A 22,857-nucleotide genomic window follows, 5' to 3' on the forward strand; every position below is an offset into this window, starting at 1 on the left:
CCGCACGAGCTTTCGATGCTGACCTGGACACCAGGTGCGCTACGTCGGTGGTGTTACGCATCTGGTGTCCAGGTGACCGCGGAGGACCGGGCAGGAGTGGCCTGCCCGAGGCGGCCGGGGGCGGCGGCCCGGCCGGTTCAGTGTGCCGGCGTACCGGGTGACGGGATCGCCCGCAGTTCGGTAAGCGCGTACCGCGCGGCCTTCTCCACCGCCGCTATCCCCTGCTGCCGCGTCGGATGATGGTCGGAGAGTACGGCGACCAGCCAGTCCCGGCCCGGCTCGACGATCCGGCCGATGCTGTTCGCCAACCAGAGCCCGTTGTCCGCGTCCACCGTCGTCCAGCCGTTCTTGACATAGCTGGCGGTGCTGGCCCGGCCGGCGGCGGCGGTGATCCCCCAGTCCTGGGTCTCGTCGACCTGCCCCATCAGGCCGAGCAGGAAGTCACGACCGTCCTGATCGAGCGGGCCGGACGGCCCGGTGAGCACGGTCAGCAGCCGGAGCTGGTCGGCTGCCGTCGTCGTGGTCAGCCCCCAGCTCGCCGCAGGGGTGGTCTCGCGCAACCCGAGGATCCGGTTCGCGGCGGTCAGGCCGGCCCGGTGGCCGATCGTGGCGTAGAGGCTGCTCGCCGCCGCATTGTCGCTGACCACGATCATCGTGCGGGCCAGCCGCCGCTCGTCCGTGCCGAGTTTGCGGCGCTGCTCCTGGCGGCGCAGCAGCAGGGCCGCCAGGATGTCCACCTTGACGATGCTCGCCGTCTGGTAGCGCCGGGTGCCGGCGACGACCGCCAGCCCGGTGACCCGGTCCCGCACCGCCAGACTGACCCGGCCGCCGACTCCGCGCAGGTAACGGGCGATCCGGGTACGCGCCAGCGCCGGATGGTCCGGCGTCGGGCTCGGCGTCGGGCGGGCCGGGGTGGTCGCCGCCCCCGACTGCGGACCGGCATCCGGCGAACCCGCCGACCAGTACGCCAACCCGGTGCCGGCCGCGCCCGCGCCGAGCAGCGCGGCGGCGGTGGCGGCGAGCAACTCCCGCCGCCTCGGCCCGGATCGACCGGTAGGCACCCGTCGGCCAACCGGCGCGGGTCGATCCTCCGGCACGGGTCGGCTAGTCAAGGAGGTCCGCCAGCTTCCGCACCACGATGTTCGCGGTGTCGGGGTCCACCGGCCCCGGGACGTTCAGCGTGGAGAGCCGGTCGTGCTGGCGTACCGCCACCAGCAGGGTGGACCGGGCCGGTGAGCCGGGAGACTCGATCCGGCCCTGCACCACCAGCCCACCTTCCGGCGGCAGTTCCGTCTCCAGCACGGTGAACGAGACGGTGGCGCCGTACGCCTCGTACCGGGCGCAGGTTCGGACGACCCGGCGTACGTCGTCCAGGGCCCGCACCGCCCACCCCGGCTGGTAGTCCTCGACGACCTGCGTCGCGACCAGTTCGGACGGCTCGTGCCGGAAGCGGCGCTGCACGGCGCCGACCCGGTGCCGCTGGGCCGGATAGTCCTCGTCCCGGTACGCCGGGCAGTCGGCCTGGAGCCACGGCCACGGCGGCGGCCCGGGCGGATGGGCACTCTGCCGCCATCCGGCGCCCAACCCGTCGGGCCGGAGCAGCGCCACGTCGAGGGCTGCCGGCCGCTGCCCCGGGCCGCTGGCGGTCAGCCGGGTCCCCTCGGCGGCCGGGGGTCGGGGTGCCGGCTCGGCGGCGCAACCCGCGGCAGCCAGCACCACCGGCAACACCAGCAGGAGGAGGAGGACTGTCCCGGCCGGTAGCGGCCGTACTCGGGTTTCCACGTCCCTTAAAGACGGCGGTCACCCCCGGGACGTTGCATGGCCTGGTGGTCGACGCCCACCGCCCTCGCCGGAGACGCCTGACCCGGGACGGTGGGCGGGTGCCGGAGACGCCTGACCCGGGGCGGTGGGCGGGTGGACGGGCGCGCAGACGGGGCAGCTCGACAGTCTCCAGCCCGGACACCTTCCAGCGGGCAGAGCGCGGCGATGCCGGTGGTCGGCCGTGGTATCAGTGGGCGGATATGCCGCCGACGCCCCGGCCCGCCGGCCCCGCAGACCGGTCGCGAGGACCGACCGCCGGCCCGGGAGACGGTGGGCCGGCGGTCTGGTCGACTACGACCACCCGGTGGCGGAGCTACCCGGTGGCGGAGCTACCCGGTCGCGGGGCTACCCGGTCGCGGGGCTACCCGGTCGCGGGGCTACCCGGTCGCGGCCCGCAGCTCGCGCTCCCGGTCGGTTTCGGCCCCGGACCCGGCCGGCGCCGGCAGCACACGCGTCGGGCTGGCCACCGGCTTCGGCTTGCCCACCAGGTAGCCCTGGGCGAAGTCCACCCCTAAGTCGCGGAGCAGATTCATCGTGACCTCGTCCTCGACGTGTTCGGCCGCGGTCCGGATGCCCAGCGACCCGCACAACTCGACAATCGACCGCACAATCCGCTGGTTCGCCACCGAATGCTCGACGCCGGTGACGAACTCGCCGCCCAGCTTCACCAGGTCCACCGGAAAGCAGGTGAGAAAGCTGAACGGCACGTGCCCCGAGCCGAAGTCGTCAAGGGCGAGCTGGCAGCCGAGTTCGCGGATGCCGTGCGCGAAGTTGTGCGCCTCGGTCAGGTTGCCGATCCGGGCCGTCTCGGTGATCTCGAAGGTGAGCTGGCCGGGATCGACGTCGTACTGCTGGAGCCGATGCTGCACCCGCTCCAGCAGGTGCGGGTCGCCGAGCGACCGGCCGGAGAGATTCACCTGGTAGTGCGAGGTACCCGAGCCCCGGGCGACGAGTTCGATGGTGCGGTCGATGACCCAGCGGTCGATCGGCAGGACCTCGTCCACCCGCTCCGCGTCGCCGAGCAGGGTCGAGGCGGAGTGCGCCCGCCCGGCGTCGTCGAGTACCCGGAGCAGGATCTCCTGCCGGGTGATCTGGTTGAGCCGCAGGTCGAGGATCGGCTGGGTGTAGAGGGTGAAACGGTTCTCCGCCACCGTCGCCCGGACCCGGTGCCGGCACAGCTCCCGGCGCTCCTCCTCGGCCGCCGGCTGGTCCAGCGCGACCCGGGCCACCCCGGTCGCCCTGGCCCGGCGCCAGGCCGTCTCGGCGTCCACGATCAGGTCGACGCCCCGGCTGCCGTCCCGCCCCTGGTAGCGGACCAGGCCGCCCCAGGCGTCGAGCAGCCGGGTCCGGCCCAGCACGAACGACTGGGAGCGGATACCGTCGATTATGGCCTCGGCGAGCGCGCCGGCCGAACTCAGCGTGGTGCGCTGCATGAGTACCCCGAACTCGTTCGGACCGGTCAGACCGCAGACGTCGGAGCGCCGGGCGACCCGGCGGACGACCTGGGCGACCGCCACCGCCAGCCGTTCCTGCTCGTCCGGGCCGCCGCCGGGCTCGCCGTCGGCATCGGCGTCCGGGCGGACGCCCGGTCGGTCATCGGGCCCGCCGCCTGCGGCCGGGCCGACCGGCTCCACCGCCACCACCAGGAGTACGCCCGGAGCACCCCGCTGGGCGGTGTCGATCTCGTCGGCGAACCGGGCCCGGTGGAAGAGCCCGGTGACCGGGTCCCGGCCGGCCAGCTCGGGCCGCACGGTCTCGCGGCGCCGGGCCAGCCGTGCCTGCTCCTGGCGGGCGAGTTCGACCTCGGTGACGTCCCGGGCGGTGGCGATGATGCCGTGCGGCCGGTTCTCCGGGTCGACCACGTACTCCAGGTGGCAGTGCACGTACCGGGTGACCCGGTCCGGGCGGACCACCCGGCAGGTCGTCTCCCGGACGGTCCGGTCCCGCCACACCGACTCGACCGCCCGGCGCACCCCGTCCAGGTCGTCGGGGTGGACCAGCCGGGTCAGCGTGCCGAGCGTGTGCCGCACGGTGCCCGGCGGATGGCCGAGGATCAGGGCCATCTCGTCCGACCAGGTCAGCTCCCCGCTGGACCGGATCCAGGTCACGGTGCCGTGCTTGGCCAGCTGGGCCGCCCGGGTGATCCGGGCCGCCTCGTCGGTGTCGGCGCTCAGCGGGTCGCGTACCTCGATGTCGCCGGTCAGGTCGCGGCCCTCGGAGACCGCCCGCTGGTACTCCTGCCGCACCCGGCGGGTGGCCCGGCGGGCGCGGGCCCGTTCCAGCTCGCTGAGGGTGCGGTCGGAAGCCAGCGCGAGGATGTCGTCCAGGTTCATCCCCGGTCCCTTCCGGCGGGCGTCTCGAAGCCCGCCTGCTGGGCGAGGTCCCGCAACCGGCGCCGGGCCTCCTGCCGGTACGCCCGCACCGTGTTGTAGGCGATGCCGAGGATGGCCGCGATCTCGTGGTCGGGCCAGCCGTCCAGGGTCAACACGAAGACCTCGGCCTGCCTCGGCGGCAACTGGCGCAGCCAGCCGCGCAGCAGCTCCCGGGCCTCCGCCGGGTCGGCCGGTTCGGCGAGCCGCTCCGGCGGCACCTCCTCCAGGCTGACCGTCAGCTCCGGCCGGCGACGCCGCTGCGCCACCAGCAGCTTGTACCGGGCGGTCTTGTACAGCCAGGCCAGTGGCTTCTCGTAGTGGCGGATCTGGTCCCACTTGTCCCGGGCGGTGATGAACGCCTCCTGTACGGCGTCCTCCACCAGCCCCCGGTCCGTGCAGCGGGCCAGCAGGAACCGCTCGACCAGCACGAAGTTGCGCTGGCAGAACTCCTCGAAGCTGGTCGCCGACTCGGCCTGGCCCCGGTCCCCCAACCGGGCGGCCGACTCGGCCCGCACCACCGCGTTGTCGCCGCTTCTCATGCCGCCCCGCCCTCGTCTGTTCGACGCAGCGGGCCGTGGGCCAGCGGGCCCACCCCTCCGATCAGGCTCACCAGCACTGCCGCCGGACCACCGGTCGACAGTCCCCCCAGAACCTCGCTCATCCTCGCCTCTCGCGGTCCGTAGTTGTCGTTCCGCGTATAACTCTCCGTCAAGGGTCCCGGTGTAGGGGGCGACCCGCCCAGGCGAAGATAGCGATGATCAATAGAGTGGCGACTGGCTGCGGCATTTCCACCGTTCGGCCACAGTAGACAGGCCGATCAGGCCAACAGGTCTACTGTCCAGTATGGATTGCGGAGAGTGATCGAAGGCGCGGGCTCAGTCCACTAGACGGCGTCGGGTCGGGCCGTCGCCGGCTCGGTGTCCTCGTCCTCGTCCGGCTCGCCCCAGTTGCGGCGCATGAACGGCAGTGCGGCCCAGAAGGTCAGAAACCAGAGCCCGGTCAGCCCGCTGAGCGCGAACGCCACCGGCCGGGGCAGCAGGAAGTCGGTGATCAGCAACACCGAGCTGACCATGGCGATCAGCATGAAGGCCAGGCCACCGGTCGCCATGGCGTGCGCGAACCGGACGAGTTCCGGCTTACGCCCCTGCCGGAAGAGCGCCCGGTGGAAGGCGACCGGCGAGATGATCAACGCGGTGGCCGCGGCCGCCGCCAGTAGCGCGACGATGTAGATGTCCTGCTGGAAGGTGGTGGTTTCCGGGAAGCCGCTGCTGAACGGCAGGGTGAGCAGGAAGGCGAACAGGATCTGCACCCCGGTCTGCGCGACCCGCAGTTCCTGCAACAGGTCGGCGAAATTGCGCTGCCAACGCTGCTTCTCCGTCTCCACGCTCACCTGTGCGCCTCCCCGCCTCGAAGTTGGCAGCAGTGATGCCCGGACGGAGCAGACGCGAAACGCACGCACGTTCCGCCGGCCGGACGTGCGGAGGCTACCGGCCGTTTCGTGCCGGACTGCCGGCCCTGCCGGTGCTTCTGTCGAACTCAGCCGCCCCGACGGATCCGGCCGGCGTACCGGGCCTCCAGGCTGTTGTTGTGGTCGTCGCTGTCCGGAATGTTGGCCGAGAGGTAGACCGGCGCGGTTTCGCCCGCCTCGACCAGCCGGCGGACCACCTCCACCACGACCTGCTGGGCGAGCAGCGCGGCGGTGATCGACGACACCGCGCCGACCGCACCGCCGCCGGGCAGCGGCAGGGCCGCATCGCCGTACGGGGCGCCGTTGTCCAGCACCACGTCGGCGAGGTCGCCCAGCTTGCGTCCGGACGGGTGCCGGGACGCCACCCGGGCCGAGTGCTGCCCGGAGGTGATCGCGATCAGCCCGTGCCCGTGCTCCTTGACCAGCGACGCGAACTCGACGATCGTGCCGTTCACCCCGGAGTTCGAGGCGATCACGAAGACGTCCCGGGGGTCGACCGGGGTCAGCTCGTAGAGCCGGTGGGCCACCGTCGGATCCCGCTCCAGGGTCGGCCCGAGGATGTCGACCGGTTCACCGCCGCGCAACACCAGGTCCCGCAGGGCGATCCGGTTCGTCGGGACCAGGCCGCCCGCCCGGCCGGCGATCTCCATCGCCAGCGCCTCCGAATGGCCGGTGCCGAACGCCTGCACCACTCCCCCGGCCCGCAGCGCGGCGGTGACCAGGTCGGCCGCCCGGCGTACGCCGTCCCGGGCATCGGCCGCCACCCGCCCGATCGTCTCGCTGACCACGTCGAGATAGCCCTCGGGGCTGAGTGTCACGGTCACGGATCCCTTCGAGAGGACGATCTGGGCCATCCACCCTATCCCGCGCCGTGCCGGGCACACCCCGTCCCGTGCCGTGGTGGGCGCGGCCACATCCACCGCCGCACCGGTGTCGGCGTAGCGGTATCCGGTGTACCGTCTGCGCAACAACAGCACATCCGACAGGGGAGCGCACAGCGCTGAGAGTGCGGGTGGACCCACCCGCAGACCCTCGAACCTGATCTGGGTAATGCCAGCGCAGGGAGTTCGGTCGAGTCTCCAGCCGCGCCGCAGTCCGGGCCGTCCCGGGCTGCGGCGTGCGTCCTGCCGGTTCGTCGAGCCACCGTCTCGACGAACGCGACGACTGGGAGGCCACGCAGTGCAGCAGTCCACCAACACCACCAGATGGCGCACCGTCGACATCGTCGTCGCCTCGGTCATCGCGGTCGCGTTCGGCGTCGTCTTCTGGGCCTGGAACGTGGTCTGGAGCGCCACCGAGGGCGCCTTCACCTTCTTCCCACCGGCCCAGGCGGTCATCTACGGCATCTGGCTGGTGCCCGGCGTACTCGGCGGCCTGGTGATCCGCAAGCCGGGCGCGGCGTTCTACTGCGAGTTCCTCGCCGCCCTCGTCTCGGTGCTGCTGGGCAGCCAGTGGGGCACCGTCGCGATCCTCCAGGGCGCCACCCAGGGCGTCGGCGCCGAGCTGGCGTTCGCGGCGCTCCGCTACCGCTCGTTCCGGTTGCCGGTGGCGGTCGGCTCCGGCCTGCTGGCCGGACTCGCCGCCGCGATCTTCGACCAGTTCCGCTACTACTCCGAGTACGACTTCGCCGCGTTCCGGCTGCCCGTCTTCGTGATCACCGTGCTCAGCGCGGCGGTGCTGGCCGGAGCCGGCGGCTGGGCGCTCACCCGGGCACTGGCCCGGACCGGTGTGCTGGACCGGTTCCCGGCCGGCCGCGAACGTACCCTCGTCTGACCGGCGCGGTCTCGTCGTGAGCGAGGTACGGCTGCGCGGCTTCGGCTGGCGGCACGCCGGCCGCCGGGCCTGGGCGGTCCGCGACCTCGACCTGCGGATCGGGCACGGCGAGCGGGTACTCCTGCTCGGAGCCTCCGGCGCCGGCAAGAGCACCCTGCTGGCGGCGCTGGCCGGGCTGCTCGCCGAGGACTCCGGCGAGCAGGCCGGCACCGTCGAGATCGACGGGCTCGACCCGCGCAAGGCCCGGGAACGGGTCGGCATCGTCTTCCAGGACCCGCAGACCCAGCTGGTGATGGCCCGGGCCGGCGACGACGTGGCGTTCGGCCTGGAGAACCGGGGCGTACCGGCGGCGGAGATCTGGCCCCGGGTCACCGAGGCGCTGGACCGGGTCGGCTTCCCGTACGGGCCCGACCGGTCCACCGCCGCGCTCTCCGGCGGGGAGCAGCAACGGCTCGCCCTGGCCGGAGTGCTCGCCCTCCGGCCCGGCCTGCTGCTGCTCGACGAGCCGACCGCGAACCTGGACCCGGCCGGCGCCACGCTGGTCCGCGACGCCGTCCGGGCGGCGGTCGACGACGACACCACGCTGATCCTGGTCGAGCACCGGGTGGCGGAGTCACTGCCGCTCGTCGACCGGGTGGTGGTGCTCGAACCGGGCGGCGGGATACAGGCCGACGGCCCCGCGGAGCAGGTCTTCGCCGCGCACGGCGAAGCACTGGCCGCCGCCGGGGTCTGGGTGCCGGGGCCGCCGCCGGCACCGCGCCGGGCGACCGCCGGCACCGGAGACCTGCTGCTCACCGCCGACCGGCTCGGCCTGCCACCCCGGCTGGTCGACACCGACCTGCGGGTACGCGCCGGCGAGGCGCTCGCGGTGCTCGGCCGCAACGGCGCCGGCAAGTCCACCCTGGCCCTGCTGCTCGGCGGGCTGCTCCGGCCCGGCGGCGGCCGGCTGTCGGCCACCCCGGAACTGGCCGGCCGGCACGCCGGCAGCGCACCGCACCGGTGGCGGGCGCCGGTGCTGGCCGCCCGGATCGGCTCGGTCTTCCAGGACCCGGAGCACCAGTTCGTCAGCGGCACCGTCTTCACCGAGCTGGCGCTCGGGCCGCGCCGGACCGGCCGGCCGGAGGCGGAGGTCCGGTCGGTGGTGGACGAGCTGCTGGTCCGGCTCCGGCTGGACCGGCTGGCCGAGGCCAACCCGTACACGCTCTCCGGCGGTCAGGCGCGGCGGCTGAGCGTGGCGACCGCGCTGGCCACCGCGCCCCGGTTGCTGGTGCTGGACGAGCCGACCTTCGGCCAGGACCGGCGTACCTGGCTCGAACTCGTCGACCTGCTCGCCGGGCTGCGCGACGGCGGGCACGGCGTCGTCGCGGTCACCCACGACGCCGATTTCGTCGCCGCGCTTGCCGACCGGACCGTCCGGCTCGATCCGCCGGCCGCCACCGCCGCCCCGGGGCGGGCCGGATGATCCCGTACCAGCCGATCGCCGCCCCCGGCGCACCGCTGGCCCGGCGCAACCCGGTGGCCAAGGTCGCCGCCGCGCTCGTCTTCTCCGTCGCGCTGATCGCCACTGTCGACCCGGTGACCCCGGCGGTGGCCATCGGGTTCCAGCTCGCCGTCGTGCCACTCTTCGGCGTCCGGTACGCGGCACTGGCCCGGCGGGCCTGGCCGCTGCTGCTCAGCGCGCTCGGCATCTTCGGCACCCTGCTGCTCTTCGCCGCCGAGCGGACCGGCACCCTGCTCTGGCAGGCCGGTCCGGTCGAGATCACCACCGGGGTACTCGGCACCGCGCTGGGCATGGCGCTGCGGGTGGTCGCGGTGGCGCTCCCCGGCGTACTCGTCTTCGCCACCACCGACCCGACCGACCTCGCCGACGCGCTGGTCCAGAACGTCAAGGCGCCGCCCCGGTTCGCCATCGGGGCACTCGCCGCGTTCCGGCTGGTGCCGTTGCTGGCCGTGGAGTGGCAGATGGTGAGCCTGGCCCGGCGGGCCCGGGGCATCGAGGCCGGCCGGAACCCGCTGGCCAGGCTGCGGCTGTTCGGCTCGACCGCGTTCACCCTGCTGGTCGGGGCGATCCGCCGGGGCACCCGGCTGGCCGCCGCGATGGACGCCCGGGGCTTCGACTCCGGCGTACCGCGTACCGCCGCCCGCCGGCAGCGGTTCGGCCCGGCGGACGCCGCAGTGATCGCCGGGGCGGTAGTGCTGGCCGGTGCGGCGCTCGGGCTCAGCGTGGCACTCGGCACCTTCCGGCCGCTGCTGCGCTGACCCTGCGCACTCCGGCCCGACGCTCAGTCCGGCGTACTGATCCGGACGCCCCGGAAGACGACCTCGTACGGCCCACCGGAGCCGTTGTCCGGCCCGATCGAGAAGATCCCGAGCACCACCCGCCCGTCGACCGGCTGGACGTCCCGCGCCTCGCCGACGCGTTGCCCGTCGCGGTAGAACCGCAGCTCCTCGCCGTGCGCCACGATGCCGACCCGGACCGGGGTACCCGCGGTCAACCTCTGTGCCGGGTCGAACCGGAAGCTGCCGGCCGGGGTCATCGCGCTCGTACTGTCCACACCGTGTGCCACCAGGTGGTAGCCGTCCCGGCAGATCCGCAGCGCGTGCCCGCCGGTGCGGTCGGTGAACCGGAACCAGACCGCGGCGCAACTGTCCGGCTCGACGAGGGTCACCTCGACCTCCACCTGCACGTCCGGCCAGGTGTCCTGCGGCCCCGGGCACCGGTACGGCCCCACACCGCGCTTCGTCACCACCAGCCCGTCGTCGAACCCGCAGCTCACCTCGTGCCTGTCGTCCGTCCTCGGCTGCCATCCCCGGCGGCTGGTGAGCGGGTCGCTCACCACCACGGGGCCGGACCAGGGCGGCCCGTCCGGGGCTCCGGTGGCGGTCGGGGTACCCGGCGCCGGCCCGCTGGTCTCCGTGGCCGGGCCGGCACCGGTAGCCGAGCCGGGCGGTGTGCCGGGCGATGTCGTCGGCGAGCTGGCCGAGGATGCCTGGTAGGGCAGGAACCCGCTGGCGTAGCCCACCCCGACGGAGGTGCCGAACAGCACGACGAGCCCCACCGCGAGGACGGCGACCCAACCCCGCCGCCTCGCCGGACCACGCCCCGGCGGTCGGGCCGGCGGTTCCCCGGCATCCATCGGGACAGCCGATCCCGCCAGGGCACCCGCTCCCGCCAGGCCAACCGGTCCCGCCGGGGTGGCAGCCGTCGTTCCGGCCATCGACACCGCCGGGCCGGCCTGCCGGGCGGCGGCCCGCACCTCGGGACCGCCCTGCCGGGTGGTCGCCTCGCCCAGGTCCCCGGCCGGATCCGGACGCGAACCGGCGGCCAGCGCCGTCTCGGCCAGCGGCCGCTGATCGGTCACCGCCTGCGCCTGCTCCACCGCGACCCGCAGCTCGGGTTGACCGGCGAGCGCCGACTCGACCGCGCCCAGCCGGCCGAGCCGGCCCGGCCCACCGTCCAGCAGCCGGTCCAGCAGCTCCCGCGCCGACGGGCGTTGCGCCGGGTCCTTGGCCAGCGCCTGCTCGACCAGGTCCCGCAGCGGACCGGTCAGGCCGTCGAGGTCGGGCTGCTGGGTCAGGATCCGCACCGCGGTCGCGGCCGGGGTCTCGGCGGCGAACGGCGTACGTCCGGTGCCGGCGTAGGCGACCACGGCGCCCCAGGCGAAGACGTCCGCCGCCGGGGTGAGTACGCCGGTGGTCGCCGGCTCGAAGCGCTCCGGCGCCATGTACGCGACGGTGCCGATCACCTGGTCCGTGCGGGTTCCGGCACCGGTGCCGGCGACGGCGCGGGCGATGCCGAAGTCGATCACCTTCGGGCTGCCGGGTGGCAGCAGCACGTTGCTCGGCTTGAGGTCGCGGTGGATCACCCCGGCGCCGTGGATCGCGGTCAGCGCGGTCGCCATCCCGACCGCCAGGCCGTGCAGGTTGCCCGGGGTCAGTGGCCCGCGTTCGGTGACCACCGTGGCCAGGCTGGGTCCGTCGACGTACTCGGCGACCAGGTAGGGCGGGTCGTGGTCCGGGTCGGCGTCGAGCACCTCGGCGGTGCAGAACGGCGGCACCTGCCGGGCCCGTTTCACCTCACCCCGGAACCGCCGCCGGAACTCCGCGTCGTGCGCCAGGTCGTAGCGGATCATCTTGACCGCGACCAGCCGCCCGGTGCCGGCGGCGCGGGCCAGGTAGACGGTGCCCATGCCGCCCTCGCCGAGCCGGCCCAGCAGCTCCCACCCGCCGAGCCGCGACGGATCGGTCGACCGGAGTGGCCGTGTGCCGGCGATCTCACCCGTCATCCCGACCTGCCCCCACTGCCGCCCAGTACCGCCACCCCGTGCCCGGAGGTCGGGTAAGTATCACACCCGGCCGCCCCGACGGGCGATCCGAGGGCGTCCACGGTGGGCGGACCGAGCTGGGCGTACCCCGAGCCCCTGTGTGAGCTGGTGGGGGACGCGGCAGCCGCCCTGTCTGGCGCAGGCGATCCAGCGGGCAGCCGTACCCGATCGGCGGCGCACACGGGGCGGCCGACGGGCCCGCGCGGGGCGCACTGTCCATCCACGACCCCGCGCGGGCATCCGTGACCGGTCAGCCGAACCGGACCAGCCGACCGCCGGCCCGGTGCGGTGGCCGGTGCGGCCGGGTGGCCGGCTCAGCTACGCCGGAAGGCGTACTGGCGGCCGGCTCCGGTGTTCCGGCCACGCCCGACACCGGCGGCGCCGGCACCGTTGCGGAGCACCGGGCCGGACTTCGGCGCCGCCGGCCGTCCGGCGGCCCGGGGGCCGTCGTCCGGCAGCACCACCGGGGTGGCGAGTTCGATCGACTCCTCCGCCGGCCGGTCGAGCCGGGCCGGCGAGCCGGTCGCGGCGGCGCGGGCGGTCTTGCCGGACTTTCGTTTGGCAGGCATACGGCGTTCTCTCCTCCTGGTCGGAGCGCCCTGCTCGGGCAGCGCGCGGGACGGGATCGGTGCGGCGTCCGTCCGCGGAGACGTGCCACCCACGGGTGGCAGCTTGCCGAAGAGGCGAAACGGTACGGACGCCCGGAGCGCTCGCACCCGCGCCGCGCACACGGGCGGGCGGGTGGGCTCGGATGAGGGGCATCAGTACCGCATTCCTGCACGATAGCCCGGCCCACCGCCGGGCGCACCTGTTTATTCGTGCCGACCCGGTCCGGCCGAGCGGTCCGGCTGTCCGGGCCGGGAGGCGGAAGTGCTCAGCCGGATGCCGGGCCGGGTGCCACCGGGTTGGGCAGCGCGCCGCCGAACCGGCGGTCCCGCTGTGCGTACAGCTCGCAGGCGTACCAGAGGTGGCGGCGGTCGAAGTCCGGCCAGAGGGTGTCCAGGTAGACCAGTTCGGCGTACGCGCTCTGCCAGAGCAGGAAGTTGGAGATGCGCTGCTCGCCGGAGGGGCGCAGGAACATGTCGACCGGCGGCACCTCGGGATGGTAGAGGTACCGCGAGATCATCTTCTCGTTGACCTTTGCCGGGTCGACCCGGCCGGCGGCGACGTCCCGGGCGATCGCGGCGGCGGCGTCGGCGATCTCGGCCTGCCCGCCGTAGTTGACGCAGAACTGGAGGGTCAGCGTCGAGTTGCCCCGGGACATCTCCTCGGCGGTCTGCAGCTCCGAGATCACGCTCTTCCAGAGCCGGCCGGTCCGCCCCGACCAGACCACCCGGACCCCCAGCTCCACCAACTGGTCCCGGCGGCGGCGGATGACCTCCCGGTTGAAGCCCATCAGGAAGCGCACCTCGTCCGGCGAGCGCCGCCAGTTCTCGGTGGAGAAGGCGTACGCCGACAGGTAGGGGACGCCCAGTTCGATCGCACCCTCGATGGTGTCGAAGAGCGAGTACTCGCCCTGCTCGTGTCCCTTGGTCCGGGGCAGGCCGCGCTGCTTGGCCCAGCGCCCGTTGCCGTCCATCACCACCGCCACGTGCCTGGGCAGCGCCTCGGCGGGCAGGGCCGGCGGCCGGGCCCCGGACGGGTGCGGAGTGGGTGGCACCGGCTCCCGACGGGTCCGGTTGGTCATCGAACGGATCACTGTGCTTCCTTCGCTACGTCCGCCGGACCGGGCGGCGGGACGTGCCGCACCCGCTCCGTACGCTCAGCTGTCGATCCCCTGTCGACCAGCGGCAACGAGCGTAACCCGCGCTCCAGATGCCATTGCAGGTGCGCCGCCACCAGCCCGCTGCACTCCCGGCGGTACGACTGCTCGGCGGCGTCGGCCGTCGACCAGTCCCCGGCGGCGAGCGCGGCCATCAGGTCGAGGGTGGCCGGCGCCGGATGGGCGGCGCCGGGCGGCCGGCAGTCCGGGCAGACACAACCCCCGGCGGGTACCGAGAAGGCGCCGTGCCGGCCCGGCGTACCGCAGACCGCACAGCCGACGAGCGCCGGCGCCCAGCCGGCCAGCCCCATCCCGCGCAGCAGGTACGCGTCCAGCACCAGGGTGCTGGCGTGTTCCCCGTCGGCAAGTGCGCGCAGCCCGCCCAGGGTGAGCTGGAACAACCGCAGCGACGGCTCCCGCTCGACCGGGGTGAGCCGCTCCGCCGTCTCGGCGATCGCACTCGCCGCCGTGTAGCGGGGATAGTCGGCGACGAACGCCTTGCCGTAGAGCCGGATCCCCTCCACCTGACTGATCGAGTGCAGCGAACTGCCCTGCTCACCCTTGGGGTCACCGGCGATCTGGAGGTCGACGTGGCCGAACGGCTCCAGCCGGGCACCGAACCGCGAGGTGGTCCGGCGTACTCCTCGGGCGACCGCGCGCAACCGGCCGTGCCGGCGGGTCAGCAGGGTGATGATCCGGTCGGACTCGCCGAGTTTCTGGACGCGCAGCACCACCGCGTCGTCGCGGTAGAGCTGTCGGCGGTACCCGGGCACCCGCCCATTGTTCCCTGCCGGTACGACCCTGAGAATTCTCAGGGTCGCAGATCGGGGTGGCCCGGTGGCGGAACCCGGATGCCCGTGCTCCGCCACCCCCATAGCCTTTTCGGCATGCTGGTTTCCCGGACCACCGCCCTGACCGGCGGGCTCGCCCTGGCCGCCCTGATCGCCCTGGCCGGCTGTGACGGCCTCGCCGAGCAGCGGCTCACCTACGACCGCACCGAGGACGTGAAAATCACCGAGATCGAGGTGCTCCCCGGTTCCGGAAACGTGGTGGTACGCACCGGAGCCGTGCAGAACGTCCGGATCGAGCGGGTGGTGCAGTACCGCGGCCCGCAGCCGGACGACTCGACCTACCGGATCGAGGGTACGAAGCTGATCCTGGACACCGACTGCGGCAAGCACTGCGGGGTGTCGTACGACATCCTCGCCCCGGCCGGGGTCGCGCTGCGCGGCGAGAACGGCTCCGGCGACGTCAACCTGACCGCGCTGACCGAGGTGGACATCAAGGTCGGCTCCGGCGACATCACGGTGACCGACGTCGACGGCCCGGTACGCGTCGAGACCGGCTCCGGGGACATCCGGCTCACCCGGCTGCCCGGCACCGTCTCGGCGCGGGCCGGCTCCGGATCGGTGCAGGGGCGCTCGCTCGGTGCCGGGAAGGTCGACGCGCAGACGGGTTCCGGCGACATCTCGCTGACCCTGGCCGCCCCCGGCCCGGTCCAGGCCGACGCGTCGAGCGGCTCGATCGACCTGACCGTACCGGCCGGCGGCTACCAGGTGCGTACGCACGCCGACTCGGGCAACACCGACGTGAAGGTGCCGAACGACCCGGCCGCGAAGGCCGTACTCGACCTCCAGACCGGCAGCGGCGACATCACCGTCCGGTCGAGCTGAACCCGGCGGGTTCCCCGACCGGCGCCGGCAACCTCCCGGTGCCGGTCGGCGCCCGTACCGGGACGGCGGGTGTCCGTACCGGGACGGCGGGTGTCCGCACCGGGCGGGCGGGCGTCCGCTCCGGGGCGGCGGGCAGCAGCCGGGGCGGGCGCCGGGCGGCCAGGTCCTCGACCCAGCCGAAGACGGCCACCGCGACCGCCACCAGCACCGCGACGGCGGCCAGCCGGGCCGCCAGGCCGAGCGCGGAGGAATGGGCCAGCCCCAGCCCGGAGAGCAGTTCGTTCACGGCGATCACGAAGGGCATGTGCCAGAGATAGACGGTGAGTGCCCGGCTGTTCAGCACGGTCACCGCCCGACCCAGCCGTACCCGGCGGTCGATCCCGGCGACGACCCGGCCGACGACCCGGCCGACCCCGGCGGCGACCCGGCCGACCCCGGCGGCGGCGCGGTCGACCCCGGCGGCGGCCGGCGGGGCCAGGCCGAAGACCAGCAGCACGAACGCGACCGACCAGAGCGCGTTGCCCAGCGGTACGTCGTTCAGGTCGTAGCCGCGCGGCCCCGGATGGCTGAGGATCCAGCCGAGACCGGCCGCGCCGACCGGCACGGCGATCCCGAACAGCAGCCGGCGGGACAGCCGGCGCAGCAGCCCGTCGTGCTGGGCGAAGCCGAGCAGCCAGGCCCCGTAGTAGAGCCCGAAGTCCCGCAGCACCCCCGGCGCGTCGGGAAACCCGAACTCGACCACCCCGAGCAGCAGGTACGGCGCCAGCAGCGTCGGTACCGGCCAGCGCCGGAACAGCCAGCGGGCGGCCGGGGAGACGAGCACGAACCACAGGTAGTCGCGCAGGTACCAGACCACGCTCAGCACCAGCGCGCCCCAGGTGTTGGCCGGCGGGTCGGCCAGCGGCAGTACCCAGAACACCAGCCGCCAGGACGGCGCCAGGCCGGTCAGCAGCATGGCGGGCACGAAGACCAGCGCCACCAGCCAGAGCGAGGGCAGCAGGCGGCGCAGCCGGCGCCCGACCGCGGCCGGGCCGAAGCGGTCCAGCGAGCTGGCCATCAGCGCACCGCCCAGCGCGAACATCACCGACATGGCGGGGAAGGCGAGGGTGAGAAAGGCCCAGCCGGTGACGTGGTAGACGACGACACGGACGATGGCGAGGCAGCGGAGCAGGTCGTAGTACCGGTTTCGCATCAGCCTGACTTGTCGTCGGGACGGCGGGACAGGATGCCTTCCTACCCCGCGTACCGTCGCAGGCAACCGATTCCGTGCGGGCCGTGCGGTGAACCCTCCGGGAACTTCCGGCGAACGCCCCGGACCCGGGCTTGCACGACGCCGACAGCCATCACCTGTCCGCCGGGTGCGCCCGGCGGATCAGCCGGCCAGCCGCCGCCGTACCTGTGCCCGCAGCTCCTCCGGCGCCTCCTCGACGGCCAGCAGCCGGGGCAGCAGCTCCGGCTCGGACATCCAGGCCCGGAACCCCTCCGCGACGGTCACCCCGTGCTCCGGCCGGTGCAGCACCGTCACCTCGTCGCCGGCCCGCACCTCCCCCGGGCGCACCACCCGCAGGTAGGCGCCCGGCCGGGCCGCCCGGGTGAACGTCTTCAACCACTGCGGCAACCCCATCTTGACCTGGAAGGTGGCGCACGGGATTCGGCCGAAGGTGGTCTGCAACACCAGTTCGGCGCCGACCCGCCACTGCTCGCCGAGGACCGCCCCGTTCACGTCGAGCCCGACCGTGGTGAGGTTCTCCCCGAAGAGTCCGCCGGGCAGCGTCCGGCCGAGTTCCGCCTCCCACCAGTCGTAGTCCTCCCGGGCGTACGCGTACACCGCCTGGTCGTCGCCGCCGTGGTGCGCCACGTCGAAGATCTGGTCACCGACCAGGCCGCTGCCCAGCCCGACGGTCTTCGGACCGGGCGCCCGGACCTGCACCGCCCCGTCGACCGGACGCTTGTTGATGCCCGTGGTGCCGACCGCCTTGGCGCTGTTCGGCTCGGGCACGGCCAGGTTGACCGAGAGGATTTTTCCCATGGATCCGCACCCTACCCACTGCCGTCCTTCGACCGGCACCGATTTGCGCCGCGAGGCCGTGTCAGGGCAGGTCAGGGCAGGTCAGGGCCGCTCGCCGAGCGGGTAGGCGCAGAACTGGGCGCCGAGCAGGCCGGCGGTGGCGACCTCGCCGTCCAGCGGGCGGACCTGGTCGGCGTAGCGCTCGGCGTCGTCCTGCGGCTCGTACCCGATCTTCCGCCCCTCGGCCAGCGACCACCAGCGCCGGCTGTTCCGGCTGATCCCCCAGAGCAGCCGGAAGCCGGTGGTGTCGGCCCGCAGGCAGGCGTCGACAAGTCGCGTGCAGTCGTCCGGGGAGAGCCAGTTCTCCAGCCCGCTCACCCCGGGCGGCTCGGGGAAGCAGGCGCCGAGCCGCAACGCGAAGACCGTCATGCCGTACCGGTCCGCGTAGAGGCTGCCGAGTGACTCGACGGCCGCCTTCGACCAGCCGTAGTAGGTGTTCGGCCGGGCGGGCGCCGCCGCCGGTACCCCGTCCGGGCCCTCCGGTGCCGGTACGCCGGCCGGCTCCGGGGTGCTGCCGGCCCGCCGGTACCAGCCGGCGGCGTGGATCGTCGAGGCGAGCACCACCCGGGACACCCCGGCGGTACGGGCGGCCTCCAGCACCCGCTGCGTGCCTGTCACGTTCACCCGGAGCAGTTCCGCCCAACTCTCCTCGGTGGGGATCGCCGCCAGGTGCAGTACGGCATCCACCCCGGCACAGGCCGCCGCCAGCGCGACCTCGTCGAAGATGTCGGCCCGGACGACCTCCACCGGCTCGCCGGGGCCCGGTGCGGCCTGGTCGGCGAGGTCGAGCAGCCGCAGGATGCGCTCCGGGCCGGCCAGCCGGGGCCGGAGCAGCCGGCCGACCCGCCCGGCCGAGCCGGTGACAAGTAGCCGCGAAACCATTCGCGTCTCCTCTTCTCTTCCCGGCGCGTTCCCTGCCCGGCGCGTTCCCTGCCCGGCGCGGACGGGCTTCAGAAGCCGAGCTTGCGGAGCTGCTTCGGGTCCCGCTGCCAGTCCTTGGCGACCCGGACGTGCAGGTCGAGATAGACGCGGGTGCCGAGCAGTTCCTCGATCTGCTGCCGGGCCCGGATGCCGACCTCCTTGAGCCGGCTGGCCCGCGCCCCGATCACGATCGCCTTCTGGCTGGAACGCTCCACGTAGACGTCGGCGTAGATCTTCGTCAGCCGGTCCTCCGGAATCATCTCCTCGACCACCACCGCGATCGAGTGCGGCAGCTCGTCCCGGACCCCCTCCAGGGCCGCCTCCCGGATCAGCTCGGCGACCAGGATCTGCTCCGGCTCGTCGGTGAGCATGTCGTCCGGATAGAGCTGCGGCGAGCCGGGCAGATAGCCGGTCATCACGTCGACAAGGGTCTCCACCTGGTGCCCGGAGACCGCACTGACGGGTACCACCTCGGCGAAGTCGCCCAGCTCGCTGACCGCGAGCAACTGCTCGGCCAGCCGCTTCCGGTCCACCAGGTCGGTCTTGGTCACCACCGCCAGCACCGTGGCCTTCAGCTCGGCCAGCTCGCCGGTGATGAACCGGTCGCCCCGGCCGATCGGCTCGTCGGCCGGGATGCAGAGGCCGATCACGTCGACCTCGCTCCAGGTCTGCCGGACCAGGTCGTTGAGCCGCTCGCCGAGCAGGGTACGCGGCCGGTGCAGCCCCGGGGTGTCCACCAGGACGAGCTGCGAGTCCGGCCGGTGCAGTACGGCCCGGATCACGTGCCGGGTGGTCTGCGGCTTGTTGGAGGTGATCGCGATCTTCTGCCCGACGATCGCGTTCGTCAGCGTCGACTTGCCGGCGTTCGGCCGCCCGACGAAGCAGGCGAACCCGGCCCGGTAACCGTCCTCCCGACCACCCGCCGCACGCGGCCCGGCCTCCCGGGCACCGGTGGCGCGCCGGCCGGCGGACCGGGGAGTGTCCTCGGACGCGCTCACTCCAGCACCGTGCCGAGCAGGGTGCCGTCCGGGGCGGCGACGTGGATCGGGGCGTCCGCCGTCAGGTCGCGGACGGCGGCGTGCCCGGCGCCGTCGAGCGTCGACGCCTCGGTCACCACCGCACCGGCCTCCAGCCGGGTGGCACCGGCGGCGACCGCCGAGGCGACCGCGAGCTGCAACGCGGTGATGGTCAGCGACGGCAGCGAGACGCTGGCGGCGGCGTACGTCCGGCCGTCCTGGTCGCGTACTGCCGCGCCCTCCACCGCGCCGACCCGGCCCCGGGCGCCCCGGGCCAGCACCACCAGCTTGGTGTCCTCGGCGGTCAACTCGACAGTCGCCGACGGGGTGTGCCCGGCGACCGGGGCGGTCGTCGGCGCGGCGGACGGCTCAGGCATCGGCGGGCTGCCTCTCCTCGGCCCGGGACTGCTGCTCCCGGGTGTTCTCGGCACCCCGGCTCGCCGGGGCGGTGGGGGTCTGCTGCTGCTCCGGCGAGTCCGCCTCGGTGAGCCGGCGGACCAGTACGGAGTCGATGTGGTTGCGCCGCCCGGTGGTGCCCTCGGCGATCAGACGCAGCCCGCCCACGTCGGCCGAGGCGCCGGGCAACGGCACCCGGCCGAGCGCCTGGGCGAGCAGGCCGCCGACCGTCTCCACCTCGTCGGCCGGCAACTCGACGTCGAACAGCTCGCCGAGGTCCTCCACCGGCAGCCGGGCGGTGACCCGCACCTGGCCGTCGTCGAGGTGCTCGACCGGCGGGCGCTCGACGTCGTACTCGTCGGTGATCTCGCCGACGATCTCCTCCAGGATGTCCTCGATGGTGACCAGCCCGCCGGTGCCGCCGTACTCGTCGACGACGATCACCATGTGGGTGCGGGCCGCCTGCATCTCGGAGAGCAGGTCGTCGACAGGCTTCGACTCGGGCACGAAGGTGGCGGTCCGCATCACCTCGGAGACCGGCCGCGCCTCGGCGGCCGGGTCGTCGCCCTGGGTCTGCCGGATCACGTCCTTGAGATAGAGCACCCCGAGCACGTCGTCGACGCTCTCGCCGATCACCGGAATCCGGGAGAAGCCGGAACGGAGGAAGAGCACCAGCGCCTGCGGCAGCTTCTTGTGCGCCTCGATCCAGACCATCTCGGTACGCGGCACCATCACCTCGCGGGCGATGGTCTCGCCGAGCGCGAAGACCGAGTGGATCATCTGCCGTTCGCCGTGCTCCACGACACCGCGCTGCTCGGCCAGGTCGACCAGCTCGCGCAGCTCGACCTGGGTGGCGAACGGGCCCTCCCGGAAGCCGCGCCCGGGGGTGACCGCGTTGCCGATCAGGATCAGCAGCGAGGCGAGCGGGTTCAGCACCCGGCCAAGCCAGCGCACCAGCGGCGCGGTGACCCGGCCGACGGTGTAGGCGTGCTGCCGGCCGATGGTGCGCGGCGCCACGCCGACCACGACGAAGCTGACCACCGTCATCGCGCCCGCGGTGACCAGGGCGGCGGTCCAGCCGGCGCCGAAGGTGTCCACCGCGACGAGCGCGACGAGCACGGTCGCGGTCAGCTCGCAGAGCAGTCGCAGCAACAGCAGCAGGTTGATGTGCCGGACCGCGTCGGCGGCGACCACCTGGAGGGTACGCGCGCCGCGTACGCCGTCCCGGGCCAGTTCACCGGCCTGGGCCGGGGAGACGGCGGCGAGCGCGGCGTCGGCCATCGCGAAGATGCCGGCCAGCACCACCAGACCGGCGGCGAAGAAGATGAGCACGAGATCGGGAAGGCCGCCCGGGGCGCCGGCGGACGACGCCAACGACGCGGGCAGCGCGGCTAAATGGTCAGGCATCACTGGGTCCGGGTCGCGCGCCAGCTGTCCAGGAGCCGCGCCTGTAGCGCGAACATCTCCCGTTCCTCCTCAGGTTCGGCGTGGTCGTAGCCGAGCAGGTGCAGTACGCCGTGCACGGTCAGCAGGTGCAGCTCGTCGTCGGCCGAGTGCCCGGCGGCGGCCGCCTGCTTGGCGGCGACCTCGGGGCAGAGCACGATGTCGCCGAGCAGCGCCGGCTCACCGCCGTTGACCTCGCCGGGCCCGTGGTCGACGCTGCCCTCGTCCATCGGGAAGGCGAGTACGTCGGTGGGGCCGTCCCCGCCCATCCAGCGGTGGTTCAGCTCGGTCATGTAGTCGACGTCGACGAGCAGCACCGACAGCTCGGCGAGGGAGTTGACTCCCATCTCGTCGAGGGCGTGCCGGGCGACGGCGAGCACGGCGTCGGTGTCGACGCTGCTCCCCGACTCGTTGGCGATCTCGATGGACAACTGGTTCCCCTGATGCACTGTCGGAAGCTGTGGTGATCTGGCTGTGCCGCGCCCGGCCGTCGGCTGGCTAGCGGCGCCGGCCGCCGCCGGACCGACCGCCGTGCGCGGTCCGTCCCGGTACGGCGTGCACGCCCTGGCCCTGCTGGGACTCCCGCTCGGCGTCCCAGCGGGCATACGCGTCCACGATGTCACTGACCAGCCGGTGCCGCACGACGTCGGAGCTGCCGAGCTGGGAGAAGTGCACGTCCTCGACCCCTTCGAGGATGTCCCGGACGGCGCGCAGGCCGCTCGTCGTCCCGCCGGGCAGGTCGACCTGGGTCACGTCGCCGGTCACCACGATCTTGGAGCCGAAGCCGAGCCGGGTGAGGAACATCTTCATCTGCTCGGGCGTGGTGTTCTGCGCCTCGTCGAGGATGATGAAAGCGTCATTAAGCGTACGGCCCCTCATGTATGCCAGCGGGGCGACCTCGATCGTCCCGGCGGCCATCAGCTTGGGGATGGAGTCCGGGTCGAGCATGTCGTGCAGCGCGTCGTAGAGCGGGCGCAGGTAGGGGTCGATCTTCTCGTAGAGCGTGCCGGGCAGGAAGCCGAGCCGCTCGCCGGCCTCGACCGCCGGCCGGGTCAGGATGATCCGGTTCACCTGCTTGGCCTGGAGCGCCTGCACGGCCTTGGCCATCGCGAGGTAGGTCTTGCCGGTACCGGCCGGGCCGATGCCGAAGACGATCGTGTGCCCGTCGATCGCGTCGACGTACCGCTTCTGGCCCAGCGTCTTGGGCCGGATGGTCCGGCCGCGCCGGGACAGGATGTTGAGCGTCAGCACCTCGGCGGGGCGCTCGGTGCCGCCCTGCTCGATCATGCCGAGAGTACGCCGCACGGCGTCGGTGGTCAGCGTCTCGCCCTTCTCGATCAGTTCGAGCAGCTCGGTGAAGAGCCGCTCGGCGAAGGCGTTGTCGGCAGGGGCACCGGTGAGAGTGATCTCGTTTCCCCGGACGTGCACGTCGCTGGGGATCGACCGCTCGATCAGCCGCAGGATCTCGTCGCCCGCGCCGAGCAGATTAACCATGATCTTGGGGTCGGGAACCGTGATCCTGGTCTGCACCCGGGTCTGTCCGGGGGGTGGGGTACCGGTCATGGGTCGGGCCCGAGGCCCTGTGCCACCTGCTTCCGATCTCGGTGCCGCCGGGCCGCCGGGAACCTCCCGGCTGGTCGCGCGACGTGCGGACGTTGGAGTCATCGTATCTGTTCAACGCCGACGGCACGCTGCCCATTTCCGCCACTCTCCACCGGCCTGGGCAGCTCGCGCCCCGGCCACCCGCCAGCCCGACCCGACCCGGCCCACCGGATGATCGTCCCACCCGCTGACCTGGACACGCTGGGCGTAACCGGGC

23 protein-coding genes and 1 riboswitch are annotated in these 22,857 nt (G+C 73.5%); of the genes, 4 read left to right on the forward strand and 19 right to left on the reverse strand.

What is annotated here, in order from left to right; all coding sequences use genetic code 11:
* Positions 1-137: 137 nt before the first annotated feature.
* From ACN28A_RS04975 to ACN28A_RS05005, 7 genes are all read right to left on the reverse strand, one after another.
* A complete protein-coding gene (locus tag ACN28A_RS04975; RefSeq protein ID WP_421392800.1) occupies positions 138-1,061 on the reverse strand; it encodes a serine hydrolase in 924 nt (307 codons plus the stop codon).
* A gap of 43 nt (positions 1,062-1,104) precedes the next feature.
* Complete coding sequence (locus ACN28A_RS04980) at positions 1,105-1,782, reverse strand: hypothetical protein (protein WP_421392803.1); 678 nt, start codon at positions 1,780-1,782, stop codon at positions 1,105-1,107.
* 416 nt (positions 1,783-2,198) lie between these two features.
* Positions 2,199-4,154, reverse strand: a complete 1,956-nt coding sequence (locus tag ACN28A_RS04985) for an EAL domain-containing protein (RefSeq protein WP_421392804.1) — start codon at positions 4,152-4,154, stop codon at positions 2,199-2,201.
* Positions 4,151-4,732: an RNA polymerase sigma factor gene (locus tag ACN28A_RS04990; protein ID WP_421392807.1), complete on the reverse strand. Its 582-nt coding sequence runs from the start codon at positions 4,730-4,732 to the stop codon at positions 4,151-4,153. The genes ACN28A_RS04985 and ACN28A_RS04990 overlap by 4 nt, the downstream gene beginning before the upstream one ends.
* Complete coding sequence (locus tag ACN28A_RS04995; protein WP_421392810.1) at positions 4,729-4,854, reverse strand: hypothetical protein; 126 nt, start codon at positions 4,852-4,854, stop codon at positions 4,729-4,731. Before ACN28A_RS04995 ends, ACN28A_RS04990 begins: the two co-directional genes overlap by 4 nt.
* Positions 4,855-5,076: 222 nt before the next feature.
* Positions 5,077-5,583 carry a DUF6328 family protein gene (locus tag ACN28A_RS05000; protein WP_421392812.1) on the reverse strand — a complete coding sequence of 169 codons (507 nt, stop codon included), beginning with the start codon at positions 5,581-5,583 and terminating at the stop codon, positions 5,077-5,079.
* Positions 5,584-5,729: 146 nt separating this feature from the next.
* Complete coding sequence (locus ACN28A_RS05005) at positions 5,730-6,479, reverse strand: sugar isomerase domain-containing protein (RefSeq protein WP_421392814.1); 750 nt, start codon at positions 6,477-6,479, stop codon at positions 5,730-5,732.
* A gap of 156 nt (positions 6,480-6,635) precedes the next feature.
* A riboswitch (TPP riboswitch) is annotated at positions 6,636-6,744 on the forward strand.
* 96 nt (positions 6,745-6,840) lie between these two features.
* Between ACN28A_RS05005 and ACN28A_RS05010 the strand changes: the two genes are divergently transcribed.
* From ACN28A_RS05010 to ACN28A_RS05020, 3 genes are read left to right on the forward strand one after another with little or no spacing between them, the layout of a single operon-like run.
* Positions 6,841-7,434, forward strand: a complete 594-nt coding sequence (locus ACN28A_RS05010; RefSeq protein ID WP_421392816.1) for an ECF transporter S component — start codon at positions 6,841-6,843, stop codon at positions 7,432-7,434.
* A 16-nt stretch (positions 7,435-7,450) separates the two neighbouring features.
* The gene (locus ACN28A_RS05015; protein ID WP_421392817.1) at positions 7,451-8,896 is read left to right on the forward strand and encodes an ABC transporter ATP-binding protein; all 1,446 of its coding nucleotides are present in this window, start codon (positions 7,451-7,453) and stop codon (positions 8,894-8,896) included.
* Positions 8,893-9,693 (forward strand): energy-coupling factor transporter transmembrane component T family protein, encoded by an 801-nt coding sequence (locus tag ACN28A_RS05020; protein ID WP_421392820.1) that lies wholly within the window; start codon positions 8,893-8,895, stop codon positions 9,691-9,693. The genes ACN28A_RS05015 and ACN28A_RS05020 overlap by 4 nt, the downstream gene beginning before the upstream one ends.
* Positions 9,694-9,716: 23 nt before the next feature.
* Here the strand turns inward: ACN28A_RS05020 and ACN28A_RS05025 are convergent, their stop codons facing one another.
* From ACN28A_RS05025 to recO, 4 genes are all read right to left on the reverse strand, one after another.
* Positions 9,717-11,720, reverse strand: a complete 2,004-nt coding sequence (locus tag ACN28A_RS05025; protein WP_421392822.1) for a serine/threonine protein kinase — start codon at positions 11,718-11,720, stop codon at positions 9,717-9,719.
* A gap of 353 nt (positions 11,721-12,073) precedes the next feature.
* Positions 12,074-12,328, reverse strand: a complete 255-nt coding sequence (locus ACN28A_RS05030; protein WP_421392825.1) for a hypothetical protein — start codon at positions 12,326-12,328, stop codon at positions 12,074-12,076.
* A gap of 305 nt (positions 12,329-12,633) precedes the next feature.
* Positions 12,634-13,446 carry an isoprenyl transferase gene (locus ACN28A_RS05035; protein ID WP_421404157.1) on the reverse strand — a complete coding sequence of 271 codons (813 nt, stop codon included), beginning with the start codon at positions 13,444-13,446 and terminating at the stop codon, positions 12,634-12,636.
* Between the two features lie 8 nt (positions 13,447-13,454).
* A complete protein-coding gene (recO, locus tag ACN28A_RS05040; protein WP_421392828.1) occupies positions 13,455-14,294 on the reverse strand; it encodes a DNA repair protein RecO in 840 nt (279 codons plus the stop codon).
* A 114-nt stretch (positions 14,295-14,408) separates the two neighbouring features.
* On the opposite strand from recO, the gene ACN28A_RS05045 reads away from it, so the two are divergent.
* A complete protein-coding gene (locus ACN28A_RS05045; RefSeq protein ID WP_421392829.1) occupies positions 14,409-15,194 on the forward strand; it encodes a DUF4097 family beta strand repeat-containing protein in 786 nt (261 codons plus the stop codon).
* Here ACN28A_RS05045 and ACN28A_RS05050 read toward each other — a convergent pair.
* From ACN28A_RS05050 to ACN28A_RS05085, 8 genes are all read right to left on the reverse strand, one after another.
* Positions 15,175-16,386, reverse strand: coding sequence for an acyltransferase family protein (locus tag ACN28A_RS05050; protein ID WP_421392832.1), 1,212 nt, complete (start codon positions 16,384-16,386; stop codon positions 15,175-15,177). The two genes, ACN28A_RS05045 and ACN28A_RS05050, sit on opposite strands and share 20 nt — an antisense overlap.
* Before the next feature lie 180 nt (positions 16,387-16,566).
* Positions 16,567-17,223: an MOSC domain-containing protein gene (locus tag ACN28A_RS05055; RefSeq protein WP_421392835.1), complete on the reverse strand. Its 657-nt coding sequence runs from the start codon at positions 17,221-17,223 to the stop codon at positions 16,567-16,569.
* Between the two features lie 81 nt (positions 17,224-17,304).
* Positions 17,305-18,144, reverse strand: coding sequence for an NAD-dependent epimerase/dehydratase family protein (locus ACN28A_RS05060; RefSeq protein WP_421392837.1), 840 nt, complete (start codon positions 18,142-18,144; stop codon positions 17,305-17,307).
* Positions 18,145-18,212: 68 nt separating this feature from the next.
* Positions 18,213-19,181: a GTPase Era gene (gene era, locus ACN28A_RS05065; RefSeq protein WP_421392840.1), complete on the reverse strand. Its 969-nt coding sequence runs from the start codon at positions 19,179-19,181 to the stop codon at positions 18,213-18,215.
* Entirely contained in the window at positions 19,178-19,576 is a 399-nt protein-coding gene (locus ACN28A_RS05070) for a cytidine deaminase (RefSeq protein WP_421392842.1), read from the reverse strand. Before ACN28A_RS05070 ends, era begins: the two co-directional genes overlap by 4 nt.
* On the reverse strand, positions 19,569-21,002 hold the full coding sequence (locus tag ACN28A_RS05075) for a hemolysin family protein (protein WP_421392844.1): 1,434 nt from the start codon (positions 21,000-21,002) through the stop codon (positions 19,569-19,571). The genes ACN28A_RS05070 and ACN28A_RS05075 overlap by 8 nt, the downstream gene beginning before the upstream one ends.
* Positions 21,002-21,469, reverse strand: coding sequence for an rRNA maturation RNase YbeY (gene ybeY / locus ACN28A_RS05080; RefSeq protein ID WP_278066311.1), 468 nt, complete (start codon positions 21,467-21,469; stop codon positions 21,002-21,004). Before ybeY ends, ACN28A_RS05075 begins: the two co-directional genes overlap by 1 nt.
* A gap of 67 nt (positions 21,470-21,536) precedes the next feature.
* Entirely contained in the window at positions 21,537-22,601 is a 1,065-nt protein-coding gene (locus ACN28A_RS05085; protein WP_421392846.1) for a PhoH family protein, read from the reverse strand.
* Positions 22,602-22,857 lie beyond the last annotated feature (256 nt).

The sequence above is a fragment of the Plantactinospora sp. WMMB782 genome, from assembly GCF_049179135.1.
Taxonomy (GTDB): Bacteria; Actinomycetota; Actinomycetes; order Mycobacteriales; family Micromonosporaceae; genus Plantactinospora.

Excerpts from the sequence above, each read along its gene's own strand:
- ACN28A_RS04985 (WP_421392804.1), bottom strand. The coding sequence starts at position 4,154 with ATGAACCTGGACGACATCCTCGCGCTGGCTTCCGACCGCACCCTCAGC.
- ACN28A_RS04990 (WP_421392807.1), bottom strand. The coding sequence starts at position 4,732 with ATGAGAAGCGGCGACAACGCGGTGGTGCGGGCCGAGTCGGCCGCCCGG.
- ACN28A_RS04995 (WP_421392810.1), bottom strand. The coding sequence starts at position 4,854 with ATGAGCGAGGTTCTGGGGGGACTGTCGACCGGTGGTCCGGCGGCAGTG.
- ACN28A_RS05020 (WP_421392820.1), top strand. The coding sequence starts at position 8,893 with ATGATCCCGTACCAGCCGATCGCCGCCCCCGGCGCACCGCTGGCCCGG.
- ACN28A_RS05025 (WP_421392822.1), bottom strand. The coding sequence starts at position 11,720 with ATGACGGGTGAGATCGCCGGCACACGGCCACTCCGGTCGACCGATCCG.
- ACN28A_RS05030 (WP_421392825.1), bottom strand. The coding sequence starts at position 12,328 with ATGCCTGCCAAACGAAAGTCCGGCAAGACCGCCCGCGCCGCCGCGACC.
- ACN28A_RS05035 (WP_421404157.1), bottom strand. The coding sequence starts at position 13,446 with ATGACCAACCGGACCCGTCGGGAGCCGGTGCCACCCACTCCGCACCCG.
- ACN28A_RS05045 (WP_421392829.1), top strand. The coding sequence starts at position 14,409 with ATGCTGGTTTCCCGGACCACCGCCCTGACCGGCGGGCTCGCCCTGGCC.
- ACN28A_RS05050 (WP_421392832.1), bottom strand. The coding sequence starts at position 16,386 with ATGCGAAACCGGTACTACGACCTGCTCCGCTGCCTCGCCATCGTCCGT.
- ACN28A_RS05055 (WP_421392835.1), bottom strand. The coding sequence starts at position 17,223 with ATGGGAAAAATCCTCTCGGTCAACCTGGCCGTGCCCGAGCCGAACAGC.
- ACN28A_RS05060 (WP_421392837.1), bottom strand. The coding sequence starts at position 18,144 with ATGGTTTCGCGGCTACTTGTCACCGGCTCGGCCGGGCGGGTCGGCCGG.
- ACN28A_RS05070 (WP_421392842.1), bottom strand. The coding sequence starts at position 19,576 with ATGCCTGAGCCGTCCGCCGCGCCGACGACCGCCCCGGTCGCCGGGCAC.
- ACN28A_RS05075 (WP_421392844.1), bottom strand. The coding sequence starts at position 21,002 with ATGCCTGACCATTTAGCCGCGCTGCCCGCGTCGTTGGCGTCGTCCGCC.
- ACN28A_RS05085 (WP_421392846.1), bottom strand. The coding sequence starts at position 22,601 with ATGACCGGTACCCCACCCCCCGGACAGACCCGGGTGCAGACCAGGATC.